The sequence below is a fragment of the Aliirhizobium wenxiniae genome (assembly GCF_019511445.1).
Lineage (GTDB): Bacteria > Pseudomonadota > Alphaproteobacteria > Rhizobiales > Rhizobiaceae > Neorhizobium > Neorhizobium wenxiniae_A.
Genome location: NZ_JAEUAN010000001.1, coordinates 413470 through 431517, shown reverse-complemented (window position 1 = coordinate 431517; position 18048 = coordinate 413470). Strand labels below are relative to the sequence as shown.

Here is an 18048-nt window from a genome sequence, read left to right as displayed (position 1 = left end):
AATGCTCTAAGCAGATTTGCGGGTGATATCCTCGATATCACCGAACATCCGTTCATATTCCCGCTCGGACCCGCCATAGGAATCCGCCGCGAATTGCTCGAGCGCCTTGCGGTCGCGAACGATGATCGTGCCGCGATGCGAATAGATCAGTTGCTTGCCTTCCAGCACATGCAGCGCCACCGTCACGCTCGGGCGACGCACCGAAAGCATGATCGCCAGGAACTCGTGCGTCAGGTCGATCGCGTCGCCATCCACCCGGTCGTGGCACATCAGGATCCAGCGCGCCAGACGTTCGTCGACGGGATGAATCGCGTTCGACAGTGCCGTGAATGCCGCCTGGCTGAGCGCCACATGCGCCCAGCGTGTCAGGAGACGTTTCAGCGATGGCGACCTGTCCATGATCTTGCGCATCACCTCGATCGGCACGCGTGCGCCATGCCCCGGCACCTGCATCACCACGAGATAGGGCGCATCCGCTGCACCGAGCGCAATGGAGGACGGTGAAACGCCCTCACGGCCCAGAAGCCCGATCTCCGTACGCTTGCCGGACGGCGAGGTCACGACCGTCGAGATCACGCCGGAAAACGGGAAATAGCAATATTCGAGTGGTTCGCCGGGCGCAGACAAGACGAAGCCCTGAGGAAGGTCGATTGGTTCCAAGACAGGTTCGAGGGCCGCGTAATCATCGTGAGAAAGAAGCGCCAGGAGCTTGTTCTGGTTTCGCATGTCTATCCTTTCCATATCCTCTTTGTTGCCTACAGGTCATCCACCGTCTCGGGCCGATCGCGCGTCCTCTGTCTGAAAGCCTTCAGAGCGGTTCATCGCAGCGTCTCTCCCGTCCCGGCGGGCGCTCTGGTAACGGATACGCTCCCTTGAAGTTCCCATATCCAAACACCACCTCAAGGTTGCCGGTTGCCTTGATGGGATCGGCACGATGACTTCCGCAGCTTCTTGAGACCATGTTGCTTGACGAGGATATGGTGCGACGAAGGCTTGATCCCTGTAGTGCCTGCCGGATAAGGCGGAGCGCCGTCCATTACCCTTGTCCGACAACGGACCGCATCGCTGCAAAGCCGCCTCAAACCGTGACCGCCAGACTTCGCGATGGCGCCGGTTTCAACTCATGTTTTGCGTCTGGAGGTAGTGATGAGACAGGATCCTTATGAAATTTTGGGCGTGAAGCAGGATGCGTCGCAAAAGGACATCCAAAACGCCTTTAGAAAGCTCGCCAAGAAATATCACCCTGACCTCAATCCGGGAGATCGCAAGGCCGAGGACATCTTCAAGGAGATATCCGCTGCCAACGAAATCCTCGGTGACGAGGAAAAGCGAGCCCGCTTCGACCGTGGCGAGATCGACATCAATGGCGTCGAGCGCCCGACATTTCATGGGCACCGGCAATATGCCGGAGCTGGCGGCAGCGATGCTTTCTCCGATGACGGCGGCTTTTCGCAGTTCGGCGGCTTCGAGGATATTTTTGCGAGCTTCATGTCGCGACGCGGCGGTGCCGGTTCGAACTCATCCCATTTTGAAGGCGCGCAGTTTCGCACGAGGGGCGCAGACGTCCATTACACAATGGAAGTCACCTTCCTCGACGCGATCAACGGCACGACCGCACCCGTCTCCTTCGGCCCGAGTTCATCGCTCGACGTGAAAATCCCCGCCGGCACCCGTGACGGGCAGGTCTTGCGCCTGCGCGGCAAGGGAGGCAAAGGTGCTGCCAAGGGTCAGGATGGCGACGCCCTCATCGAGATCAAGGTCAAACCGCACACGTTCTTCAAGCGCGACGGCGATGATATCCGGGTGGAAATCCCGATCACCATTCGCGAGGCCGTGCTCGGCGGCAAGATCAAGGTCCCGACACCCGGCGGTTACCTGAACGTGACGCTGAAGCCGAACACGAATACCGGTACGACGCTGCGCCTCAAGGGCAAGGGCGCCCCGAAGACCGGCAGCGGATATGGCGACTTGCTGGCGACGGTGAAGATCGTCCTGTCGGAAAAGCCTGATGCTGACCTTGCGGCATTGTTGGAGACCTTGCCGGAAAAATCCAACGAAGATCCGCGAAAACATCTTAACCTTTAAGCAAGGTGGAACTTTATAAGTCATTCATGCGTCTGATATGACGAAAGCCATGCTTGAAATATCTGGACCAGGTGTCATCTTGCCCTGGTCCGCGTATGACACTGTAAAGGTAAAATGACGGAAGCCGAGTACCTGAACGACTGTCCGACTATCCTTCTTCTGGAGGACGATCTTCTACTAGCGATGGATATGGAAGATCATCTTCTGCAAACCGGCCATAAGATCATAGGCCCCTTCGGCAGGATCGTTGATGCGATGGATGCGATCCCGCGAAACGATCTGGCCGGCGCCATCGTCGACCTCAACCTCCACGGTGAACTGTCGGTGCCAGTCATCGAGATGCTGCAGGAACGGGACGTCCCGGTCATCATCTGCAGCAGCCACGCCGAACTGCCGGAACTCAAGAGCAGGCTTGATGGACTGCCCATGCTCTCCAAACCCTGGAATCCCGAAAAACTCAACCGACTGGTCAAAGAGACCTTTGGCGCAAACAGTCCGGCTTGATCACAACATCCAAGGCTGTTTGGCCACACCCAGGCAGGTCGTAAGCGCAGGCTCACATCACCACCTGGAGACGATCACAGGCCGCTGGAAAACCTCTGAGCTACCCAATAGCCGACGACCGCCGAAAACGAGGTGAGAGCCGTCCCCCAGGCCATATCAACGGCGCTGACGGTCGGTGACCAGTTCTTCAGCGTGGCAAGGTTCGTCATGTCATAGGTGCCGTAGGCGATGAAACCCAGAATGGCGCCTGAAATGGCCGCCGTCGTCCAGCTGCCGGACACAAGCGCCGGCTGAACGGCGAAATAGACGATGCCCGCGACATAGAAGAGATAAAATGCCCCGGCGGCGATAAAGTTAGGCTGGTCGAGAAGAAGGCCGCCGATCCGACTGCGATAAAACCCCGTGGCGACCGTGCCGAGCCAGAGAAAATCGAGACCGAGAAAGGCGACTACGGTTCCCAGATAGGCCAGCACATAGGTCATCTCGTTCTCCAGTCAGATCTTCAAAATCGGCTGCACCAGCCGAACAATCCAGCTCGAAAATTTCAGCGGCGCTTCCGTGACGGCGAGGCAGATGCAGTCCTCACCCTCGGTGGCGGTCGGCGTATGAAGGAGGTCGCCGTCTGCTTCCTCAATGTCACCGCGCGCAAAAAGGTCGTCGCCGTCGCGAAAACTGCCTGCCAGCACCAGCGTCAGCTCCCGGCCCTCATGTGTGTGCTCCGGCACCGGCTTTCCGGCCGGAATACGCAGCAGCCTTACCTGCGTCTCGGGATCCTTCGTATCGATCAGGATCTGGTAGGCCCCGCGCCCGAGCGCCCGCCATTTCAGCTCTCCAAGATCACCACCGAGATAGGATCGAAGCGGTTCGGGAAGCACCGCTTTAGACTTCGCAGTTGTGGCGGCAGCAGGCTTGATCTCCTCGACCTTGATATCGATCGTCCGAGCCTTGAAGCGCGCCCAGGCGTCGTCCTCGCTGGCGCTTTCGCCTGCCTTGTCCAGAAGCGCTCCCGCCGCCCCCTCCATGGTGTAAAGCCGCTGGCGACATTCGGGGCAAAGCGCCAGATGGCTTGCGACCGCCAGGCTCCACCCTTCCGAAAGGCTTCCAGATGCATAGTCGATCAGGAAGTCATCGCTGATATGATGCTTTACGCTCATAGCCGCCCCTCCAGTGAGGAACGCAGTTTTTCGAATGCAAGCCTTATGCGCGACTTCACGGTTCCGAGCGGAACGCCGAGATCACGGGCAATCGTGGAGTGTGACGCCTCGTCGAAAAACGCCCGACGCAACACATCAAGCTGCTCCTCAGGCAAGGTCGCCATCGCACCGCGCAACAATTGCGCTTCCTGGATCTGCTGGAACTCCTGATCCGCAGGGGCTACATCATCCGCGACGAAGGCCGGATCATTGGCGTCGAATTCCGGACGCTTGCGCCTGAAGGCATCGATGCGCACATTGCGTGCGATCGTGTAGATCCATGCCGAAACGTTGCCGCGCGCCGGATCGAACTGCCCGGCCTTGTTCCAGACCGCAGTCATGGTTTCCTGCATCAGCTCTTCGGCAGCCTGCCGGTCCTTGGTCTTGGCTGCCATGAAGCTGCGCACGCGCGGAGCATAAAAACGGAAGATCGCTTCGAACGCATCGGCACTGCGCTCTCGTCCGACGATGGAAAGGAGCCGCACCATCTCGGCTTTCGCGAGATCGTCGGCCGCCAAGCCACCGGAGTTTTTCTTGTTCATCCCGAGCCCATGCGCTGCGTGTCCCGTCCGCCTGGCAGGCGACGGTCGGCGTATTTGCCATTTATCAAGCGAGATAGGCGAGCTCAAGTTCATGGCAAGCTTTACGAAGGACTTACGAACGCGGATCACAGCCCTTGTGATTTTTTTAAAGAGATCCGATTGCCGTCCTGGTTCGTATTGAAGAGCAGAAAAGCGCGAGGATGCTGGGATGACGCCTTTGACTGGGAATTTCGGACGGGAAGCGAAAAGGATCGCAGTCATCGGATCAGGCATCAGTGGCCTATCCTGCGCATGGCTATTGTCCAGAAATAACGACGTCACTCTCTACGAAGCTTCCGACCGGCTGGGCGGCCACGCCAATACCGTGAATGTCGAGATGGATGGCCGCAGCATCGCGGTCGATACCGGCTTCATCGTCTATAACGAAACCAACTATCCAAACCTCGTCGCATTGTTCGACCAGCTGAACGTACCGACGATTGCTTCGGATATGTCATTTGCAGCATCCATGGATGGCGGCGGTTTCGAATATAGCGGCACCGGTCTCAAAGGCCTCCTCGGCCAGAAACGGAATATTCTTCGCCCAAGGTTCTGGGCCATGCTGCGCGACGTTTTCAAATTCTACAAACATTCCCCCGCCCTTCTGGATCAGCCGGATATGCGGGAGTTCACCCTTGGCGACTATCTTCGCCAGGCGGGCTACTCTGCGGCCTTCATCAATGATCACCTGATGCCGATGGGGGCCGCCATCTGGTCGGCGACGGCGAGCGAAATGCATGATTATCCCCTGCATGCTTTCCTTCGCTTCTTCGTCAACCACGGCCTGCTGCTTCTTTCCGGCAGGCCGCAATGGCGCACCGTCGAAGGTGGCAGTCGGGAGTATGTCACGCGCCTGGCCTCCGATTTCCGCGGAACGATCAGGCTTTCCGCTCCGGTCGCCTCGATCCGCCGCGCCGCAAACGGCGTAACGGTGACCGACGGGAACGGCCATTCGGACGAATTCGATGATGTGGTGATTGCAGCCCATGCGGATGAAGCCCTGAACATGCTGGCAGATGCCGACGACCGCGAACGGGATCTGCTTGGGGCGTTCGGGTACACCCGCAACAAGGCGGTCCTGCACAGCGATCCCGCCTTGATGCCGAAACACCGCAATGTCTGGTCAAGCTGGAACTATTTGAGCGGCACGCAAGGCAACGGCGATCAGCAGCTCTGCGTCACCTACTGGATGAACCGGCTCCAAAACCTACCCACAGACCGGTCTCTCTTCCTCACCCTCAACCCCAACCGAGAACCGCAGCCGACACTGATCCACGGTACCTATGACTACACCCACCCCCGCTTCGACACGCGCGCCCTGAAAGCCCAGAACGATCTTTGGCAACTTCAGGGTCGCAACCGCACATGGTTCTGCGGCGCCTATTTCGGCAGCGGCTTTCATGAGGATGGCCTGCAATCCGGGCTCGCCGTCGCCGAAGCGCTCGGGGCCAACCGCCGTCCGTGGAGCGTCGAAAACGAATCCGGCCGGATCAGCATCCGGGATTTTCGCGAGGCCGCCGAATGAGCCCGACCTCCAGCATCTATGCCGGCACTGTCGTCCACACGAGGCTGAGGCCGAAAAGGCATAACCTGCGCTACAGCGTCTTCTCCCTGTTGCTCGACCTCGACGAACTCCCGGTGCTAGACAGGTCGCTGGGCCTGTTCAGCGTAAACCGACGAGGCCTGTTCAGCTTCTGGCAAAAGGACCATGGCGATGGCACCCCGAATGGCCTCAAGCAATGGGTTGCGGGCCAGCTCTCGAATGCCGGCATAACCACCGATGGCCTGAATGTTAGGGTGCTCTGCTATCCCCGCATCTTCGGCTACGTCTTCAATCCCCTCACCGTCTATTTCTGCTACGGGCCTGAAAACGATTTGCGCGCCGTCATCTACGAAGTCTGCAACACCTTCCACGAACGGCATGCCTATATCATTCCAGCCGATGGCGAGGACGGCGGCCAGATAAGCCATTCCTGCAACAAGGATCTATACGTCTCGCCCTTCGTGCCGATGAATTGCCGCTACGATTTCTCGGTCAGGACACCCGCAGAGCAGGTGCGGATTGCCATCAAGGAATCCGACGCAGACGGCATGTTTCTCTATGCGATGTTCCAGGGCAGGCATTCGCCCCTCACCGACCGCGGTCTGGCGAAGGCCTTTCTCCGATATCCGCTGATGACGCTTAAGGTGACGGCTGCAATCCATTGGGAGGCGCTGCGCCTGTGGCTGAAGCGCGTACCCGTTCATCGTCATGCGCGCGCAGCCTCACCCAGAGCCTCGACCATCGTAGCCCATAGAACACGGACGGAGACCCGCTGATGTCGGATGTCGATCACAAGCTTGAACTGCCGTTGCCGTCCTTTTCGTTTCTCGAAAGAATTCTCTGCCGATGGGCCAATCGCCTGGCATTTGGCCAGTTGACGCTGCGTTTTCCGAGCGGCCGCGAAGCGCGTTTCGCCGGAGAGACAAGCGGCCCAACAGCCACAATCGAATTCAGGACGATGCGTCCGCTTCGCCGTCTGGCAGCAGGCGGCAGCCTCGGCTTTGCCACCTCCTATCTTGAAGGCGAATGGGAAACCCCGGATCTGGGCGCAGTGATGGATCTGGCCATCGCCAACGAGGCGCGCTGGCAGGGTATCATGAAGGCAAGTCCCGTTGCTGCCTTCATCGCCCGCATCCGCCACCGGCTGAACCGCAATTCGAAGGCCGGCAGCCGCCGCAACATCGCCTACCACTATGATCTCGGCAATGCGTTCTACGGCCAGTGGCTCGATGAAACCATGACCTACTCATCCGCCATTTTCTCCACCCCGCGCGAAAATCTCGCCGATGCGCAAAAAGCCAAATACCGACGCATCATCGAGGAACTGAAGATCGGCAGAGACGACCATGTGCTCGAAATCGGCTGCGGCTGGGGTGGTTTTGCCGAAGAGGCTATCCGGGCAACCGGATGCCGCGTCACCGGATTGACGCTCTCCAAGGAACAGGCCGCGTTTGCGCAAGCAAGGCTAAGGCAGGCAGGGTTTGAACACCGCGCCGATATCCGTCTGGAAGACTATCGCGACTGCGAAGGCACCTTCACCAAAATCGTTTCGATCGAGATGTTCGAGGCAGTCGGCGAAGAAAACTGGCAAACCTATTTCGATAGGGTCAGATCCCTGCTCTCCCCGAAAGGGCAGGCCCTCGTTCAGGTCATCACCATCGCCGAGGAACGGTTCGCCCATTACCGCAGCCATGCGGATTTCATCCAGGCCTACATTTTTCCGGGCGGCATGCTGCCCAGCATCACGGCTTTCGAAACCACGGCACGAGCCTCACAGTTTTCGGTCGAGGACCGCTTCTGCTTCGGCCGCGATTACGAGCGTACCCTGCTTTTGTGGGACAAGGCATTCAGGGAGAACTGGCAGAGGATAATGTCGCACGGCTTCGACGAACGCTTCTTCCGCATGTGGCACTATTACCTGCAATATTGCGCCGCCGGTTTCCGCACCGGTCGTCTCGATGTCGTACAGTTCAGGCTTGCTCGCTAGAGCGCCGTGCGTCCGAATGGACGCACAAAGGACGCTCTATCTTTTTGAATCTATGGCATCATCCTTGCGCAGCATCCTGCGCGTAACGGCCAGGCTGATCGCATAGGGCATGGCTGCGAGCAGCTTCATCGCCACCTTCATCTTCCACGGGAAGACGATCTCGAACCGTTTGCTGTCCAGCCCTTTGAGTATAGCCTCGGCCGCCTCGTCTTGCCCGATCAGGAAGGGCATCGGAAAATCGTTCGTCTTCGTCATCGGCGTATCGACAAAGCCGGGATTGATGACCTGCAGCACGATCCCTTCCCGCTCCAATTGCGGTCGCAATGCTTCGCATAGAGTAATCAGCGCCGATTTCGTCGCACCATAAATTCCGCCACCCGGCAGGCCGATATAGCCGGCAACCGAAGCAATCACGGCGATATGCCCGTAGCCTCGTGCGATCATCGGCGCCATCACCGCTTCAAGCGCGTGGGCGGTACCGACGACATTCAGGTTGAACAGATCGGCCAGTTTTTCGGCATCGAAGCGGCGCGCACTTTCACGCACGTAACCGCCGGCCGAAAACAGGGCGAGATCGATCGGCCCGAGCGATTGCTCGATATCTTTCACCGCATTCCTCAGCGCCTCACCATCGGTAATGTCGAGAGGATAGGCATGGATCAGACCGGGCCGCTCTCTCGCAAGTGCCTCAAGCTTCTCCAGAGAACGAGCACTTACGGCAACCCTCCAGCCCCGATCCGCCAGCCTCAGCGCAACCGCGCGGCCTATGCCCGAACTCGCCCCGGTAATCCATGCGAGCTTGTTTGCTGTTGCTGCTTCCGCCACGATATCCTCCATCATCTGGTCTCTGATACGTAAAGCAGCGACAATCGGATCTTCGCGATCCAGACCGGAATGTCACCTCACGGAGACAGCATCCTTAGGCCTACGTTCGATGAAGCGACGCGCGAGCAGCCAGCACCCCGCTGCCCACACGGCACCGGCGCACCAGCCGCCCAACACGTCGGTCGGGTAATGGACGCCGAGATAGAGACGGGACAGACCGATGATGAGCGTCAGAAAAATACCGGCGGCCATCAGAAACATCCGCGTCGCACGATATTGCTCGGCCCGCGAAAGCAGTGCCGCCAGCGTCAGATAGGTGACGGCAGAAAGCATCGCATGGCCGCTTGGAAAGCTCATGTCATGAACCTCCACCAGATGCGGTACGATATCCGGACGAGGCCGTGCAACGCCGAGCTTGAGCGCACTGCTCACCAGCCAGCCGCCGGCGATCGACAGAAACATGAAGACGGCAATTGCCGTCTGCCGGGCCAGGAGAAGATAGACGACAGCGAAAATGGTCATCAGCGACAGAACCGTGACCCCACCGAGCGCCGTTATATCGCCGACCGCATGCGTCACCCAGGATGGCGCAATCGGCACGGCAAGGTCCGTCGCCTGCCTCAGCGCCAAGAGAATTTCCTCGTCGAAGGCATGCGTGTCTCCCTCCATCACCTCTCCGGTCAGAGTGAGAAACGCGAAGATACCACCAGCCATCAAGGCAAACACGATGAGGCCGATGGGTTCGAACGTCATGAACCGGTCGATGAACCTCTGACGAATACGCTGATTGAATGGCATGCTCTCTCGCTGGTTTATGAAGTGTCCAGTCTAGATAGGACAAAGGCGCCGCCACACAAGAATTCGACGCGCCATCCCGTTCATATTGACGTGTGGCGCATCCTGACGATCATCTGCGCCTGCGCCAACCCGCTTGCGCTGATTCTGAGGAAGGTCGACCTGAAATCCGGGTGCAGCCCCATGCATTGCGTGAAACGAGGTCGGCGAAAAAGATGATCGGACGGACAGAAGGAGGATTTTATGCCGCAAACCATGCTTTCCGTCTCCACCCAAGGCCAAGGGCTTTACGAATTCACCGATCAGGCCGATGCATTCGTGCGCAATCACCATGTCGGCCAGGGGCTGTTGACGGTCTTTGTCCGCCACACATCCTGCTCACTGCTCATTCAGGAAAATGCCGATCCCGATGTGCAAAGGGATCTCAGAACCTTTTTCGGCCGACTGGTTCCTCCATCAATCCACCCCGACATGAGCTGGGTGGTTCACACGGCCGAAGGCCCGGATGACATGCCGGCACATATCAAGGCAGCACTGACGGCCGTCTCTATCGGCATTCCTGTCAATGCAGGCCGCCTCATGCTCGGTACATGGCAGGGCATCTATTTGTTCGAACACCGCGACCAGCCGCATCGCCGGGAGATCGTTCTTCACCTCTCAACCTGACCTGACGAGCCCTTCACCGCGCTGAACAGAACCTGAATGCCCCCTTGGGGATATGTTCAGGCTGCCAATCCTAATCTCCGGACATCGCCTGATATGGCGAAAAGAAAAACTGCTGCAACCGGAGGATCACCCATGACCAGTTTGCTCACCAGGATCGGCCTTGCCGCGATCGTCGCTCTGAGCGGCATCTCCGCCACCGCGTCCACCGCAGCCGCCTCGGATCGCGGCTTTGGCATCAATGGCAATGGCATCTACGTGCAATATTACGACCGCCATCATGATCGTGACCGCGACTGGCGCCGCCACCATGGCCGTCCGGGCTGCTCTCCGGCACGCGCGCTCGACAAGGCCGAGCGCATGGGCCTGAGGCGTGTCCGTGTCGTTGACGCCTCCCGCCGCGCCATCGTCGTTGTCGGTCGCGACCGCCATGGCCGGGATCGCGTGGTCTTCGCCAACGAGCGTGGCTGCCCGGTCATCCGGCGCTAAGCCACGAACCTCCGGCTAGACACGATGCATGATATGAAAGAAGCCGGCCAGAGAACTGGCCGGCTTCTTTATTTGGATCTTGAGCAAGAAAAATTCTATTGCTGCAGGGAAAACGTCACGTTGACGGTCACCGAATAGGTGCTCTCGCCAGCCGCAACTGGAACGGAATCCGCTGCCATTTCCTTCGCCATCGCCATGCGCACCATCGGCTGGGCCATCGGACGAACAGAGTTTTCACTCATCTCGATGATCCGGCCGAGCTTGACGCCGGCTGCTTCCGTCAGCGTATTCGCCTTGGAAAGCGCCTGGGCAACGGCTTTTTTGCGGGCTTCCGTCAGAGCAGCTTCCGGATTGTCGTTGGAAAAGCTGATCTGGCCGCCTTCATTGACGCCGAGCTTGACCGATTGGTCGAGAAGCGCGCCGAGCTTGGAAAGATCGCGCACCCGCACGGTCAATGCATTGCTGACTTGGTAACCGACGATCTTGCCGGGCTCAGCATTGCCATCCTTGTTTTCCACCTGCTCATGACGCGGAAAGATCTGGAACTGGCTCGTCTGGATATCCCGTTCCTCGACGCCGCGCTCACGAAGCGCGCCGACGACATTGCGCATGGCCGCATTATTGGCCGTCAGTGCAGCCTCTGCCGTTTCCGCCTGCTGCAGCACCGTCAGGGACAGGATCGCCATATCCGGCACGACAGACACTTCCCCCTCCCCCGATACGTTGATCTGGGCTTCCCGCGGCGGCTGGTTTTCCTGAGCCAGAACGCTGCTGGACAAGGGACCGGCAAGCACCATCGGCATCAGGAGTGCTGCGTAGGCGAAATGGGTGATAGGCTTCATCGGTTTTTCCTTGTTCACAATATTTAGGGCCACCTTTCCCGCCAGATTGCCACTAGGACAGTACGACGGGAAAGCGGTTTTCTGGCAATACCGAACCCTACCTGCAGCTTCATTGTGAAGCTATTGCGGCAACAGCTTGTTACGCGTGTAGAATTGGGTTAGAGCGGGCATCAAGGTGCGACGAACCATTGCGTCACACCGCTGCCGTAACCGGCAGGGCCTGTAGCTCAATGGTTAGAGCCGGCGGCTCATAACCGCTTGGTTGGGGGTTCGAGTCCCTCCGGGCCCACCATTTTCCATATTCTACAGCGCCTTAATTTGCGCACGATTAGCACCGCAGCCATTGACTTGGTCACCATGCATGACACCTTCCTCAGGTCCTAATCTTTAGACAGAGGGTTCGGCATGGCAGCAGACGCAACGGCACTCAGCACCGACATCGTAGCGAAGCTTACCGATGCGATTGAAAATCTCGACTCGATCCCCTCGGACGAAATGCTGGTCGTGCTCAGCGAGGCGCTGGATGTGATTCGCGAGCTGGTTCATATGCTCGATGAGACGCAGACGCTGTAAGTCGCCGGTCAGAACTCTGGAAACCGCCTGGCCTTCCATTGGCTGCGCGGCACCGCGCCACCCACTTCGAGGCCGAAGGACACCACTTTCGTCGCACCGTCGTCAATCTCGCAACGAAACCGCACGTCATACCATTGCGCGCCGGCACGGAAGGCCGCGCTGCGGATATCGAGAATATTTCCCTTCGGCAGCGAATAGGATGGCAGGATTTCCGGCTGGTAGGCGGGAGAACCATGCCGCAGCTGCTCTCTCAGTTCCGTGGTGCAGAGCTGGCTCGCCCGCACGCCGCGCGGAATATTGCCCATTGCCGTCGTCGCCGAGGCATCGGACGTATCCGTCTGCGAAAACAGCCGCTTGGCCTCCGTCATAGGCTTATCCTTCGAGGCTTTGTCCTCGACAGGCTCCTCCTCTGGAGGTTTTTCCACCGGCTCGGCGGCGATATCGGCAAGAATGCCCTCGATCGTGCCGTCATCGCTTGTTGCCAGCGGATTGGCATTGGCCGTTTCGAGAGACGGTGGAGCAACATCCTGCGGCAAGGCCGGCGCAGCTGCCCCGGTCTCAACGGCCTCGGTTTCGCTCGGCTCTGCTTCGCTCGTCTCTTCGGCCTCTTCTGACGGGATTTCAGGATCACGATCCTTGGCTTTCGCCACCTCCCCCTCCTCGGCTGCGTTGCCATCAGGAGAGATGCCCGATCCCTTGCTGTCTTCTCCGAACTCAAACACCGGACGAAGAACCGGCAGCGGACGGCCGTTCGCCTCCTGCTGCTCGTTGTTTTGGGCAGCACTTTCGGTGGCAGGCTCCGGCTGCTGCTGTGGTGGCGGTTCCGCTGCCTGCTCTTCCGGTGGCGGCTCTTCTGCCGGTGGCGGCTCTTCTGCTGGCGCTGGCTGTTCCGCTTCCGCCTTTTCTTCCGGTGCCGGAGGTGGCGGGGGTGGCTCGACCTTGGCCTCTTCCACGGGCTGTTGCGCCGGCTCAGGCGGCGGCGGTGCCTGCTCTTGCGGCTTCTCTTCTTCCGGCTCCTGCTCCGGCATGGTCAGGTTCAGGGCCTGTTCCTGTTCCGCAGGTTTTTCCTCGGCCGGCTGCTCTTCCGGCGGCGGTACGATTTCGACGGAAACGCTTTCCTCCTGAGGTGGCTGCATCTCGGCGGCAGGAAGGCGCACGAAAAGCGCCACCGCAATGATCACATGCAGGGCGACAGAGGCGGCAATGCCTCCATAAAGCTTGTGACGTGGCTTCTGCGATCCTTCCTGCATGCCAACCGATGTAGGACGAAAGAACGGCGGTATGAAGTCCTCAGGCCCCATGGCGAACAACAAAAAACCCGGCAGACTTTCATCTGCCGGGCGATATGCCGATAATTTGAAGACCGTTCCGAAAGCCTTAGCTGTCGAGGAACGACCGGAGCTTCCTGGAGCGGCTCGGATGCTTGAGTTTCCGCAGCGCCTTGGCTTCGATCTGGCGGATACGTTCGCGGGTAACCGAGAACTGCTGGCCGACTTCTTCCAGCGTATGGTCGGTGTTCATGCCGATGCCGAAGCGCATGCGCAGCACGCGTTCTTCACGCGGGGTAAGCGAAGCCAGAACACGGGTCGTCGTTTCGCGCAGGTTCGCCTGAATGGCGGCGTCGATCGGCAGAAGCGCGTTCTTGTCCTCGATGAAGTCACCGAGGTGGCTATCTTCTTCGTCACCCACCGGGGTTTCGAGCGAAATCGGCTCCTTGGCGATCTTCAGGACCTTGCGGACCTTTTCGAGCGGCATCGCCAGCTTTTCAGCCAGCTCTTCCGGGGTCGGCTCGCGACCGATCTCGTGCAGCATCTGGCGCGAGGTACGAACGATCTTGTTGATCGTTTCGATCATGTGCACCGGAATACGGATCGTGCGGGCCTGGTCGGCGATCGAACGAGTGATCGCCTGACGGATCCACCATGTCGCATAGGTCGAGAACTTGTAACCACGGCGGTATTCGAACTTGTCGACCGCCTTCATCAGGCCGATATTGCCTTCCTGAATGAGGTCGAGGAACTGCAGGCCGCGGTTCGTGTACTTCTTGGCGATGGAAATGACGAGGCGAAGATTGGCTTCGACCATTTCCTTCTTGGCGATACGCGCTTCGCGCTCGCCCTTCTGCACCATCGACACGATACGACGGAACTCGGCAACGGAAATGCCGGTTTCGGTCGCAAGGTTCTGGATTTCTGAGCGAATATCCGTGATCGTCCGGGTCTCGGCCTTGGCGAATTCCTTCCAGCCCTTGGCTGCAAGATTGCCGATCGCTTCCATCCAGTTCGGATCGAGTTCGGCACCCTGATACTGCTCGAGGAACGAGTCACGCTTGACGCCATAGGATTCGGCGAGGCGCAGCAGGCGGCCTTCGTTCTGCATCAGGCGCTTGGAAATGTCGTAGAGCTGCTCGACAAGGCTGTCGACGCGGTTCTGGTTGAGCGACAGTGACTTCACCGCCGTTACCAGCTCGTCCTTCAGTTCCTTGTAGCGCTTCTCCTGCCCCGAAGACAGCGTGCCCGAACAGGAGAGATGCGCCTCAACCTGCTGGTCCTGGATCTTGCGCAGCTTCTTGTAGGTATCGGCGATCAGGTCGAGCGTTTCCATGACCTGCGGACGCAGTTCCGCTTCCATGGCGGCAAGAGACAGGCTCGACTCGTCGTCGTCCTCTTCCTCTTCTTCCATGGGCATTTCGCCGCCGACCGACGTGATGTCGTCGTCATTGGCAGCAGACATGCGGGCCTTGCGGCTCTTTTCCTTCTCTTCGGCAGCCTTGCGGTCGGCCTCGATCTTTTCCGGGCTCTGGAACTGCGGCGCAGCCTTGGCTTCCGGGCCAGAATAGGTGGTTTCGAGATCGATGATCTCGCGCAGCAGCGTCGTGCCCTCGTTGAGTTCGTCGCGCCAGATGATCAATGCCTGGAAGGTCAGCGGGCTTTCGCAGAGGCCACCGATCATCGTCTCGCGGCCGGCCTCGATGCGCTTGGCAATCGCGATTTCGCCTTCACGCGACAGCAGCTCGACCGATCCCATTTCGCGCAGATACATGCGCACCGGATCGTCCGTGCGGTCAGTCGGCTCTTTCTTCTTGACGGTCGCAACGGCCGTGCCGCCGGAGGTCGCCAGTTCGCCGCCTTCGCTTTCGTTGTCGTCGCCGTCGGAGCTGTCATCGTCGTCGCGAGCGGCGCCTTCTTCGGCTTCCTCGTCCTCGACGACATTGATACCCATGTCGGACAGCATCGCCATCGTGTCTTCGATCTGCTCCGAGGTCACTTCCTCAGAGGGCAGAACCGAATTCAGCTCGTCCATGGTCACATAGCCGCGCTTCTTCGCGGCCTTGATCATCTTCTTGACCGCGTCATCAGAAAGATCGAGAAGCGGACCGTCATGCGAGGCTTCGCGTTCGTTCTCGGCTTCTTCGTTTTCTTTGACTTTTGTTGCCATGTATTTCGTCACTTTCCCTGAACGCCACTGCGCCGCACCAGATGGGCCACGTTTATGGCTGGCGGTTTAAGGCTTCATACCCTAACCGCGAATCACTTGCCCACTCGTAACGGAATGACCTTTAATTCCGAATTACCACAGACGACGGTTCTGCACAGAACATACGCCTCGGATTGCCGGTAGTACCGACACAATTGACCCAATCCGCCTAACTTGCCTTGAAATGGTGATTCCCACAAATTAACGATCCGTCAAGCTTTTCCCCGAGATTTACACCGGAAAATTGGAAAAAGACGCGTTACACCTGCCCGTGGCAGGCATGTTCACCAGTTTCGTCGAATATGTAGGCAGGCTTTCCCATAAGACAAGGGTTAACCAAAACGCAAGAGGGCTAAACCGCGCTTAAGCAAAAAACAGAATGAAACGGCAAAACTTCGGCAGTTTCGCCTCACATTCTCTAAGCCTCCACAGCATCCTGACAATCAATGGCTGACCGCCGCACCTTTTACCCGCCCGGAAAGAACACCAAAGCCATCGATGATGGCTTCCTGCGCCTCAAGCCGGGTAATTTCGTTCTGGATCTCCAGAAGCGCCCTCATGAGAATGTCCCCGCGCTCCTCCTCGTCACCGGTAAGCTCCTCGATTTCGCGTCGCAGTTCCATCTTCTGCAGGCGAAGCTCCTTGTTGCGCGAATGCAGCGCGCGCGTCTGGCGATAGGCGTGCAAAGCATCCTGCGGATCCGCCTCCTCCGTCGCCGTCCAGAGCCGGGCGTTGCGGACCTGCTGGGTCATGCCCGCCAGAAGATCGGAAAAACCTTCGGCAACCAATCCCTCGCGAACGGCTTCAACAGAAAGCTTCATTCCGAGTTGACCAACGATCGACAGCAACGATGACCAGAACCGCTGCAGGTCCTTGTTCTCGAAATCGACAGAGGAAATCTCGTCATATTCGTCGAGCAGCAATTGCGGATGGTTTGCGATCGTCAGCGCCAGCACGGTTTCGCGCAAAGGCGGCCGCGCCTGGGACGAAAGCTTCAGCATCTGGTTCAGCCTGGCGCTGCCGGCCGTGCCGCTTTCGATCATCGCACCGGCCACGACCGATCCGCCCTGCGGCGCTCCGCCACGCCCGCCCTTGCGCCCCGGTCCGGCACTATTATTGTTGCGCTGGAAATTCTGGCGGCGGTCGCCACCTGCCCCACCCGACTGATTGAAGAAGGCGCCGAGCCGGCCGCGGATATCCTGCTGGTAGTGATAACGCACGCTTTCGTCGCCGATCACCGAGACGATCTGCTTCAGCCGGGCATCTAGCTCCGCCCGCCGTTCCGGCGTATCGAAGACGGAGCCGGTGGTTTCCCGCTGCCAGATCATGTCGACGAGCGGTCGCGCCTCCGACAGAACCCGGTCGAATGGCTCCCTGCCCTCGTTTTTGACCAGATCGTCCGGATCCTTGCCATCGGGAAGAAGCGCGAAACTGACGGACTTTCCGGGCTTGATCGCCGGCAAGGCAAGATCGGCGGCACGATTGGCCGCGCGGATACCGGCGCCGTCACCATCGAAGCAGAGCACCGGCTGCGGCGTCACCTTCCAGAGAAGATCGAGTTGGTTTTCCGTCAGCGCCGTGCCGAGCGGTGCAACGGCATTTTCGACGCCCGCCTGATAAAGCGCGATGACGTCCATATAGCCTTCGACGGCAATCAGCGCGCCGCTTTGCTTCCGGTCGCCTGCCGCCTGCGCCGCCCGCCTTGCGCGGGCAAAATTGTAGAGCACCTGCCCCTTGTGGAAGAGTTCGGTATCCGGCGAATTCATGTATTTCGCCATCGCGTCCGCAGCCATCGCACGGCCACCGAAGGCGATTACCTTTTCGCGCGACGACAGGATCGGGAACATGATGCGATCACGGAAATAATCGTAGGAGACCGGAATATCCGACCCGTGGCGCACGAGACCGCAAGCCTCGATCTGCTCCTTCGGCACGCCCTTTCCTGCAAGATACTCTTTAAGAGCATTGCGGCTTTCGGGCGCATAGCCCAGACGAAACGTCTCGATCGTCCGACCGGTCAATCCGCGATCGCGAAGATAGGCCCGCGCCTTGGCGCCATTGGCGCTCTGCAACTGATCCTGAAAATAGAGTGTCGCCATTTCCATGACGTCCTGCAGCGAGGTGCGCTCCTTCTCGCGCTTCTCCATCTGCGGATCGGGCCGCGGCATGGCCACGCCGGCAAGATCGGCGATCTGCTGCACGGCTTCCGGGAAATTCAGTCCTTCGAGATCCGTCAGGAAACGGAAATGGTCACCCGAAACACCGCAACCGAAGCAGTGGTAACGCCCCTTTCGGTCCTCGCAGTGAAAGCTCGGGCTTTTCTCGCCATGAAACGGGCAGCAGGCCCAATAATCCCCGCGCGACACATTCGTCTTGCGCCGATCCCACGTCACACGCCTGCCGATCACGGTGGAGATCAGCACGCGGTCGCGTATCTCGTCTAGGAACGTGTTTGAAAAGCGCATGTCTACTCATATAGGCGGAAGTCACG

Annotated in this window: 18 protein-coding genes and 1 tRNA gene; 9 read left to right on the top strand and 10 right to left on the bottom strand. The window is 59.1% G+C overall.

Translation table 11 applies throughout. The annotated features are described in order from the left end of the window. Positions 1-6 precede the first annotated feature (6 nt). Positions 7-726, bottom strand: coding sequence for a Crp/Fnr family transcriptional regulator (locus JNB91_RS02180; RefSeq protein WP_220323860.1), 720 nt, complete (start codon positions 724-726; stop codon positions 7-9). Positions 727-1146: 420 nt separating this feature from the next. Between JNB91_RS02180 and JNB91_RS02175 the strand changes: the two genes are divergently transcribed. Both JNB91_RS02175 and JNB91_RS02170 read left to right on the top strand, forming a co-directional pair. Next, the gene (locus JNB91_RS02175; RefSeq protein WP_220323859.1) at positions 1147-2085 is read left to right on the top strand and encodes a DnaJ C-terminal domain-containing protein; all 939 of its coding nucleotides are present in this window, start codon (positions 1147-1149) and stop codon (positions 2083-2085) included. Between the two features lie 114 nt (positions 2086-2199). Then, the gene (locus JNB91_RS02170) at positions 2200-2589 is read left to right on the top strand and encodes a response regulator (RefSeq protein ID WP_220323858.1); all 390 of its coding nucleotides are present in this window, start codon (positions 2200-2202) and stop codon (positions 2587-2589) included. A 74-nt stretch (positions 2590-2663) separates the two neighbouring features. Here the strand turns inward: JNB91_RS02170 and JNB91_RS02165 are convergent, their stop codons facing one another. From JNB91_RS02165 to JNB91_RS02155, 3 genes are read right to left on the bottom strand one after another with little or no spacing between them, the layout of a single operon-like run. Then, entirely contained in the window at positions 2664-3071 is a 408-nt protein-coding gene (locus JNB91_RS02165) for a DUF2177 family protein (RefSeq protein WP_220323857.1), read from the bottom strand. A 12-nt stretch (positions 3072-3083) separates the two neighbouring features. Further along, positions 3084-3743, bottom strand: coding sequence for a ChrR family anti-sigma-E factor (locus JNB91_RS02160; protein ID WP_220323856.1), 660 nt, complete (start codon positions 3741-3743; stop codon positions 3084-3086). Further along, positions 3740-4324 carry a sigma-70 family RNA polymerase sigma factor gene (locus tag JNB91_RS02155; RefSeq protein WP_223218011.1) on the bottom strand — a complete coding sequence of 195 codons (585 nt, stop codon included), beginning with the start codon at positions 4322-4324 and terminating at the stop codon, positions 3740-3742. Before JNB91_RS02155 ends, JNB91_RS02160 begins: the two co-directional genes overlap by 4 nt. 208 nt (positions 4325-4532) lie before the next feature. On the opposite strand from JNB91_RS02155, the gene JNB91_RS02150 reads away from it, so the two are divergent. The 3 genes from JNB91_RS02150 to JNB91_RS02140 are packed head-to-tail and all read left to right on the top strand — an operon-like array spanning position 4533 to position 7893. Beyond that, entirely contained in the window at positions 4533-5888 is a 1356-nt protein-coding gene (locus JNB91_RS02150) for an NAD(P)/FAD-dependent oxidoreductase (RefSeq protein ID WP_220323855.1), read from the top strand. Then, positions 5885-6682, top strand: a complete 798-nt coding sequence (locus tag JNB91_RS02145; RefSeq protein ID WP_220323854.1) for a DUF1365 domain-containing protein — start codon at positions 5885-5887, stop codon at positions 6680-6682. The genes JNB91_RS02150 and JNB91_RS02145 overlap by 4 nt, the downstream gene beginning before the upstream one ends. Beyond that, positions 6682-7893: an SAM-dependent methyltransferase gene (locus JNB91_RS02140; protein WP_220323853.1), complete on the top strand. Its 1212-nt coding sequence runs from the start codon at positions 6682-6684 to the stop codon at positions 7891-7893. The genes JNB91_RS02145 and JNB91_RS02140 overlap by 1 nt, the downstream gene beginning before the upstream one ends. A 36-nt stretch (positions 7894-7929) precedes the next feature. Here JNB91_RS02140 and JNB91_RS02135 read toward each other — a convergent pair whose 3' ends face one another. Together JNB91_RS02135 and JNB91_RS02130 are read right to left on the bottom strand one after the other, a co-directional pair. Further along, positions 7930-8733: an SDR family NAD(P)-dependent oxidoreductase gene (locus JNB91_RS02135; RefSeq protein ID WP_223218010.1), complete on the bottom strand. Its 804-nt coding sequence runs from the start codon at positions 8731-8733 to the stop codon at positions 7930-7932. 57 nt (positions 8734-8790) lie between these two features. After that, complete coding sequence (locus tag JNB91_RS02130) at positions 8791-9471, bottom strand: phosphatase PAP2 family protein (protein WP_223218009.1); 681 nt, start codon at positions 9469-9471, stop codon at positions 8791-8793. A 285-nt stretch (positions 9472-9756) separates the two neighbouring features. Between JNB91_RS02130 and JNB91_RS02125 the strand changes: the two genes are divergently transcribed. Then, complete coding sequence (locus JNB91_RS02125; protein WP_220323851.1) at positions 9757-10179, top strand: secondary thiamine-phosphate synthase enzyme YjbQ; 423 nt, start codon at positions 9757-9759, stop codon at positions 10177-10179. Positions 10180-10311: 132 nt separating this feature from the next. After that, positions 10312-10665 (top strand): hypothetical protein, encoded by a 354-nt coding sequence (locus JNB91_RS02120; protein ID WP_220323850.1) that lies wholly within the window; start codon positions 10312-10314, stop codon positions 10663-10665. A 95-nt stretch (positions 10666-10760) separates the two neighbouring features. Here JNB91_RS02120 and JNB91_RS02115 read toward each other — a convergent pair whose 3' ends face one another. Then, the gene (locus JNB91_RS02115) at positions 10761-11507 is read right to left on the bottom strand and encodes an SIMPL domain-containing protein (protein WP_220323849.1); all 747 of its coding nucleotides are present in this window, start codon (positions 11505-11507) and stop codon (positions 10761-10763) included. A 216-nt stretch (positions 11508-11723) separates the two neighbouring features. Between JNB91_RS02115 and JNB91_RS02110 the strand changes: the two genes are divergently transcribed. Beyond that, positions 11724-11799, top strand: a tRNA-Ile gene (locus JNB91_RS02110). Positions 11800-11912: 113 nt separating this feature from the next. Beyond that, positions 11913-12080 carry a hypothetical protein gene (locus tag JNB91_RS02105; protein WP_220323848.1) on the top strand — a complete coding sequence of 56 codons (168 nt, stop codon included), beginning with the start codon at positions 11913-11915 and terminating at the stop codon, positions 12078-12080. Between the two features lie 8 nt (positions 12081-12088). Here the strand turns inward: JNB91_RS02105 and JNB91_RS02100 are convergent, their stop codons facing one another. The 3 genes from JNB91_RS02100 to dnaG form a co-directional block, all read right to left on the bottom strand. After that, on the bottom strand, positions 12089-13330 hold the full coding sequence (locus tag JNB91_RS02100; RefSeq protein ID WP_220323847.1) for a DUF930 domain-containing protein: 1242 nt from the start codon (positions 13328-13330) through the stop codon (positions 12089-12091). A gap of 127 nt (positions 13331-13457) precedes the next feature. Further along, positions 13458-15518: an RNA polymerase sigma factor RpoD gene (gene rpoD / locus JNB91_RS02095; RefSeq protein WP_220323846.1), complete on the bottom strand. Its 2061-nt coding sequence runs from the start codon at positions 15516-15518 to the stop codon at positions 13458-13460. A gap of 482 nt (positions 15519-16000) precedes the next feature. Further along, entirely contained in the window at positions 16001-18022 is a 2022-nt protein-coding gene (gene dnaG / locus JNB91_RS02090; RefSeq protein WP_220323845.1) for a DNA primase, read from the bottom strand. Positions 18023-18048 lie beyond the last annotated feature (26 nt).

Bases quoted from the DNA above. Each gene is read 5' to 3' on its own strand.
- JNB91_RS02165 (WP_220323857.1), bottom strand. From the start codon at position 3,071: ATGACCTATGTGCTGGCCTATCTGGGAACCGTAGTCGCCTTTCTCGGT.
- JNB91_RS02120 (WP_220323850.1), top strand. From the start codon at position 10,312: ATGACCAGTTTGCTCACCAGGATCGGCCTTGCCGCGATCGTCGCTCTG.
- dnaG (WP_220323845.1), bottom strand. From the start codon at position 18,022: ATGCGCTTTTCAAACACGTTCCTAGACGAGATACGCGACCGCGTGCTG.
- JNB91_RS02115 (WP_220323849.1), bottom strand. From the start codon at position 11,507: ATGAAGCCTATCACCCATTTCGCCTACGCAGCACTCCTGATGCCGATG.
- rpoD (WP_220323846.1), bottom strand. From the start codon at position 15,518: ATGGCAACAAAAGTCAAAGAAAACGAAGAAGCCGAGAACGAACGCGAA.
- JNB91_RS02140 (WP_220323853.1), top strand. From the start codon at position 6,682: ATGTCGGATGTCGATCACAAGCTTGAACTGCCGTTGCCGTCCTTTTCG.
- JNB91_RS02105 (WP_220323848.1), top strand. From the start codon at position 11,913: ATGGCAGCAGACGCAACGGCACTCAGCACCGACATCGTAGCGAAGCTT.
- JNB91_RS02170 (WP_220323858.1), top strand. From the start codon at position 2,200: ATGACGGAAGCCGAGTACCTGAACGACTGTCCGACTATCCTTCTTCTG.
- JNB91_RS02100 (WP_220323847.1), bottom strand. From the start codon at position 13,330: ATGCAGGAAGGATCGCAGAAGCCACGTCACAAGCTTTATGGAGGCATT.
- JNB91_RS02150 (WP_220323855.1), top strand. From the start codon at position 4,533: ATGACGCCTTTGACTGGGAATTTCGGACGGGAAGCGAAAAGGATCGCA.
- JNB91_RS02125 (WP_220323851.1), top strand. From the start codon at position 9,757: ATGCCGCAAACCATGCTTTCCGTCTCCACCCAAGGCCAAGGGCTTTAC.
- JNB91_RS02155 (WP_223218011.1), bottom strand. From the start codon at position 4,324: ATGAACAAGAAAAACTCCGGTGGCTTGGCGGCCGACGATCTCGCGAAA.
- JNB91_RS02180 (WP_220323860.1), bottom strand. From the start codon at position 726: ATGCGAAACCAGAACAAGCTCCTGGCGCTTCTTTCTCACGATGATTAC.
- JNB91_RS02135 (WP_223218010.1), bottom strand. From the start codon at position 8,733: ATGATGGAGGATATCGTGGCGGAAGCAGCAACAGCAAACAAGCTCGCA.
- JNB91_RS02160 (WP_220323856.1), bottom strand. From the start codon at position 3,743: ATGAGCGTAAAGCATCATATCAGCGATGACTTCCTGATCGACTATGCA.
- JNB91_RS02175 (WP_220323859.1), top strand. From the start codon at position 1,147: ATGAGACAGGATCCTTATGAAATTTTGGGCGTGAAGCAGGATGCGTCG.
- JNB91_RS02145 (WP_220323854.1), top strand. From the start codon at position 5,885: ATGAGCCCGACCTCCAGCATCTATGCCGGCACTGTCGTCCACACGAGG.
- JNB91_RS02130 (WP_223218009.1), bottom strand. From the start codon at position 9,471: ATGACGTTCGAACCCATCGGCCTCATCGTGTTTGCCTTGATGGCTGGT.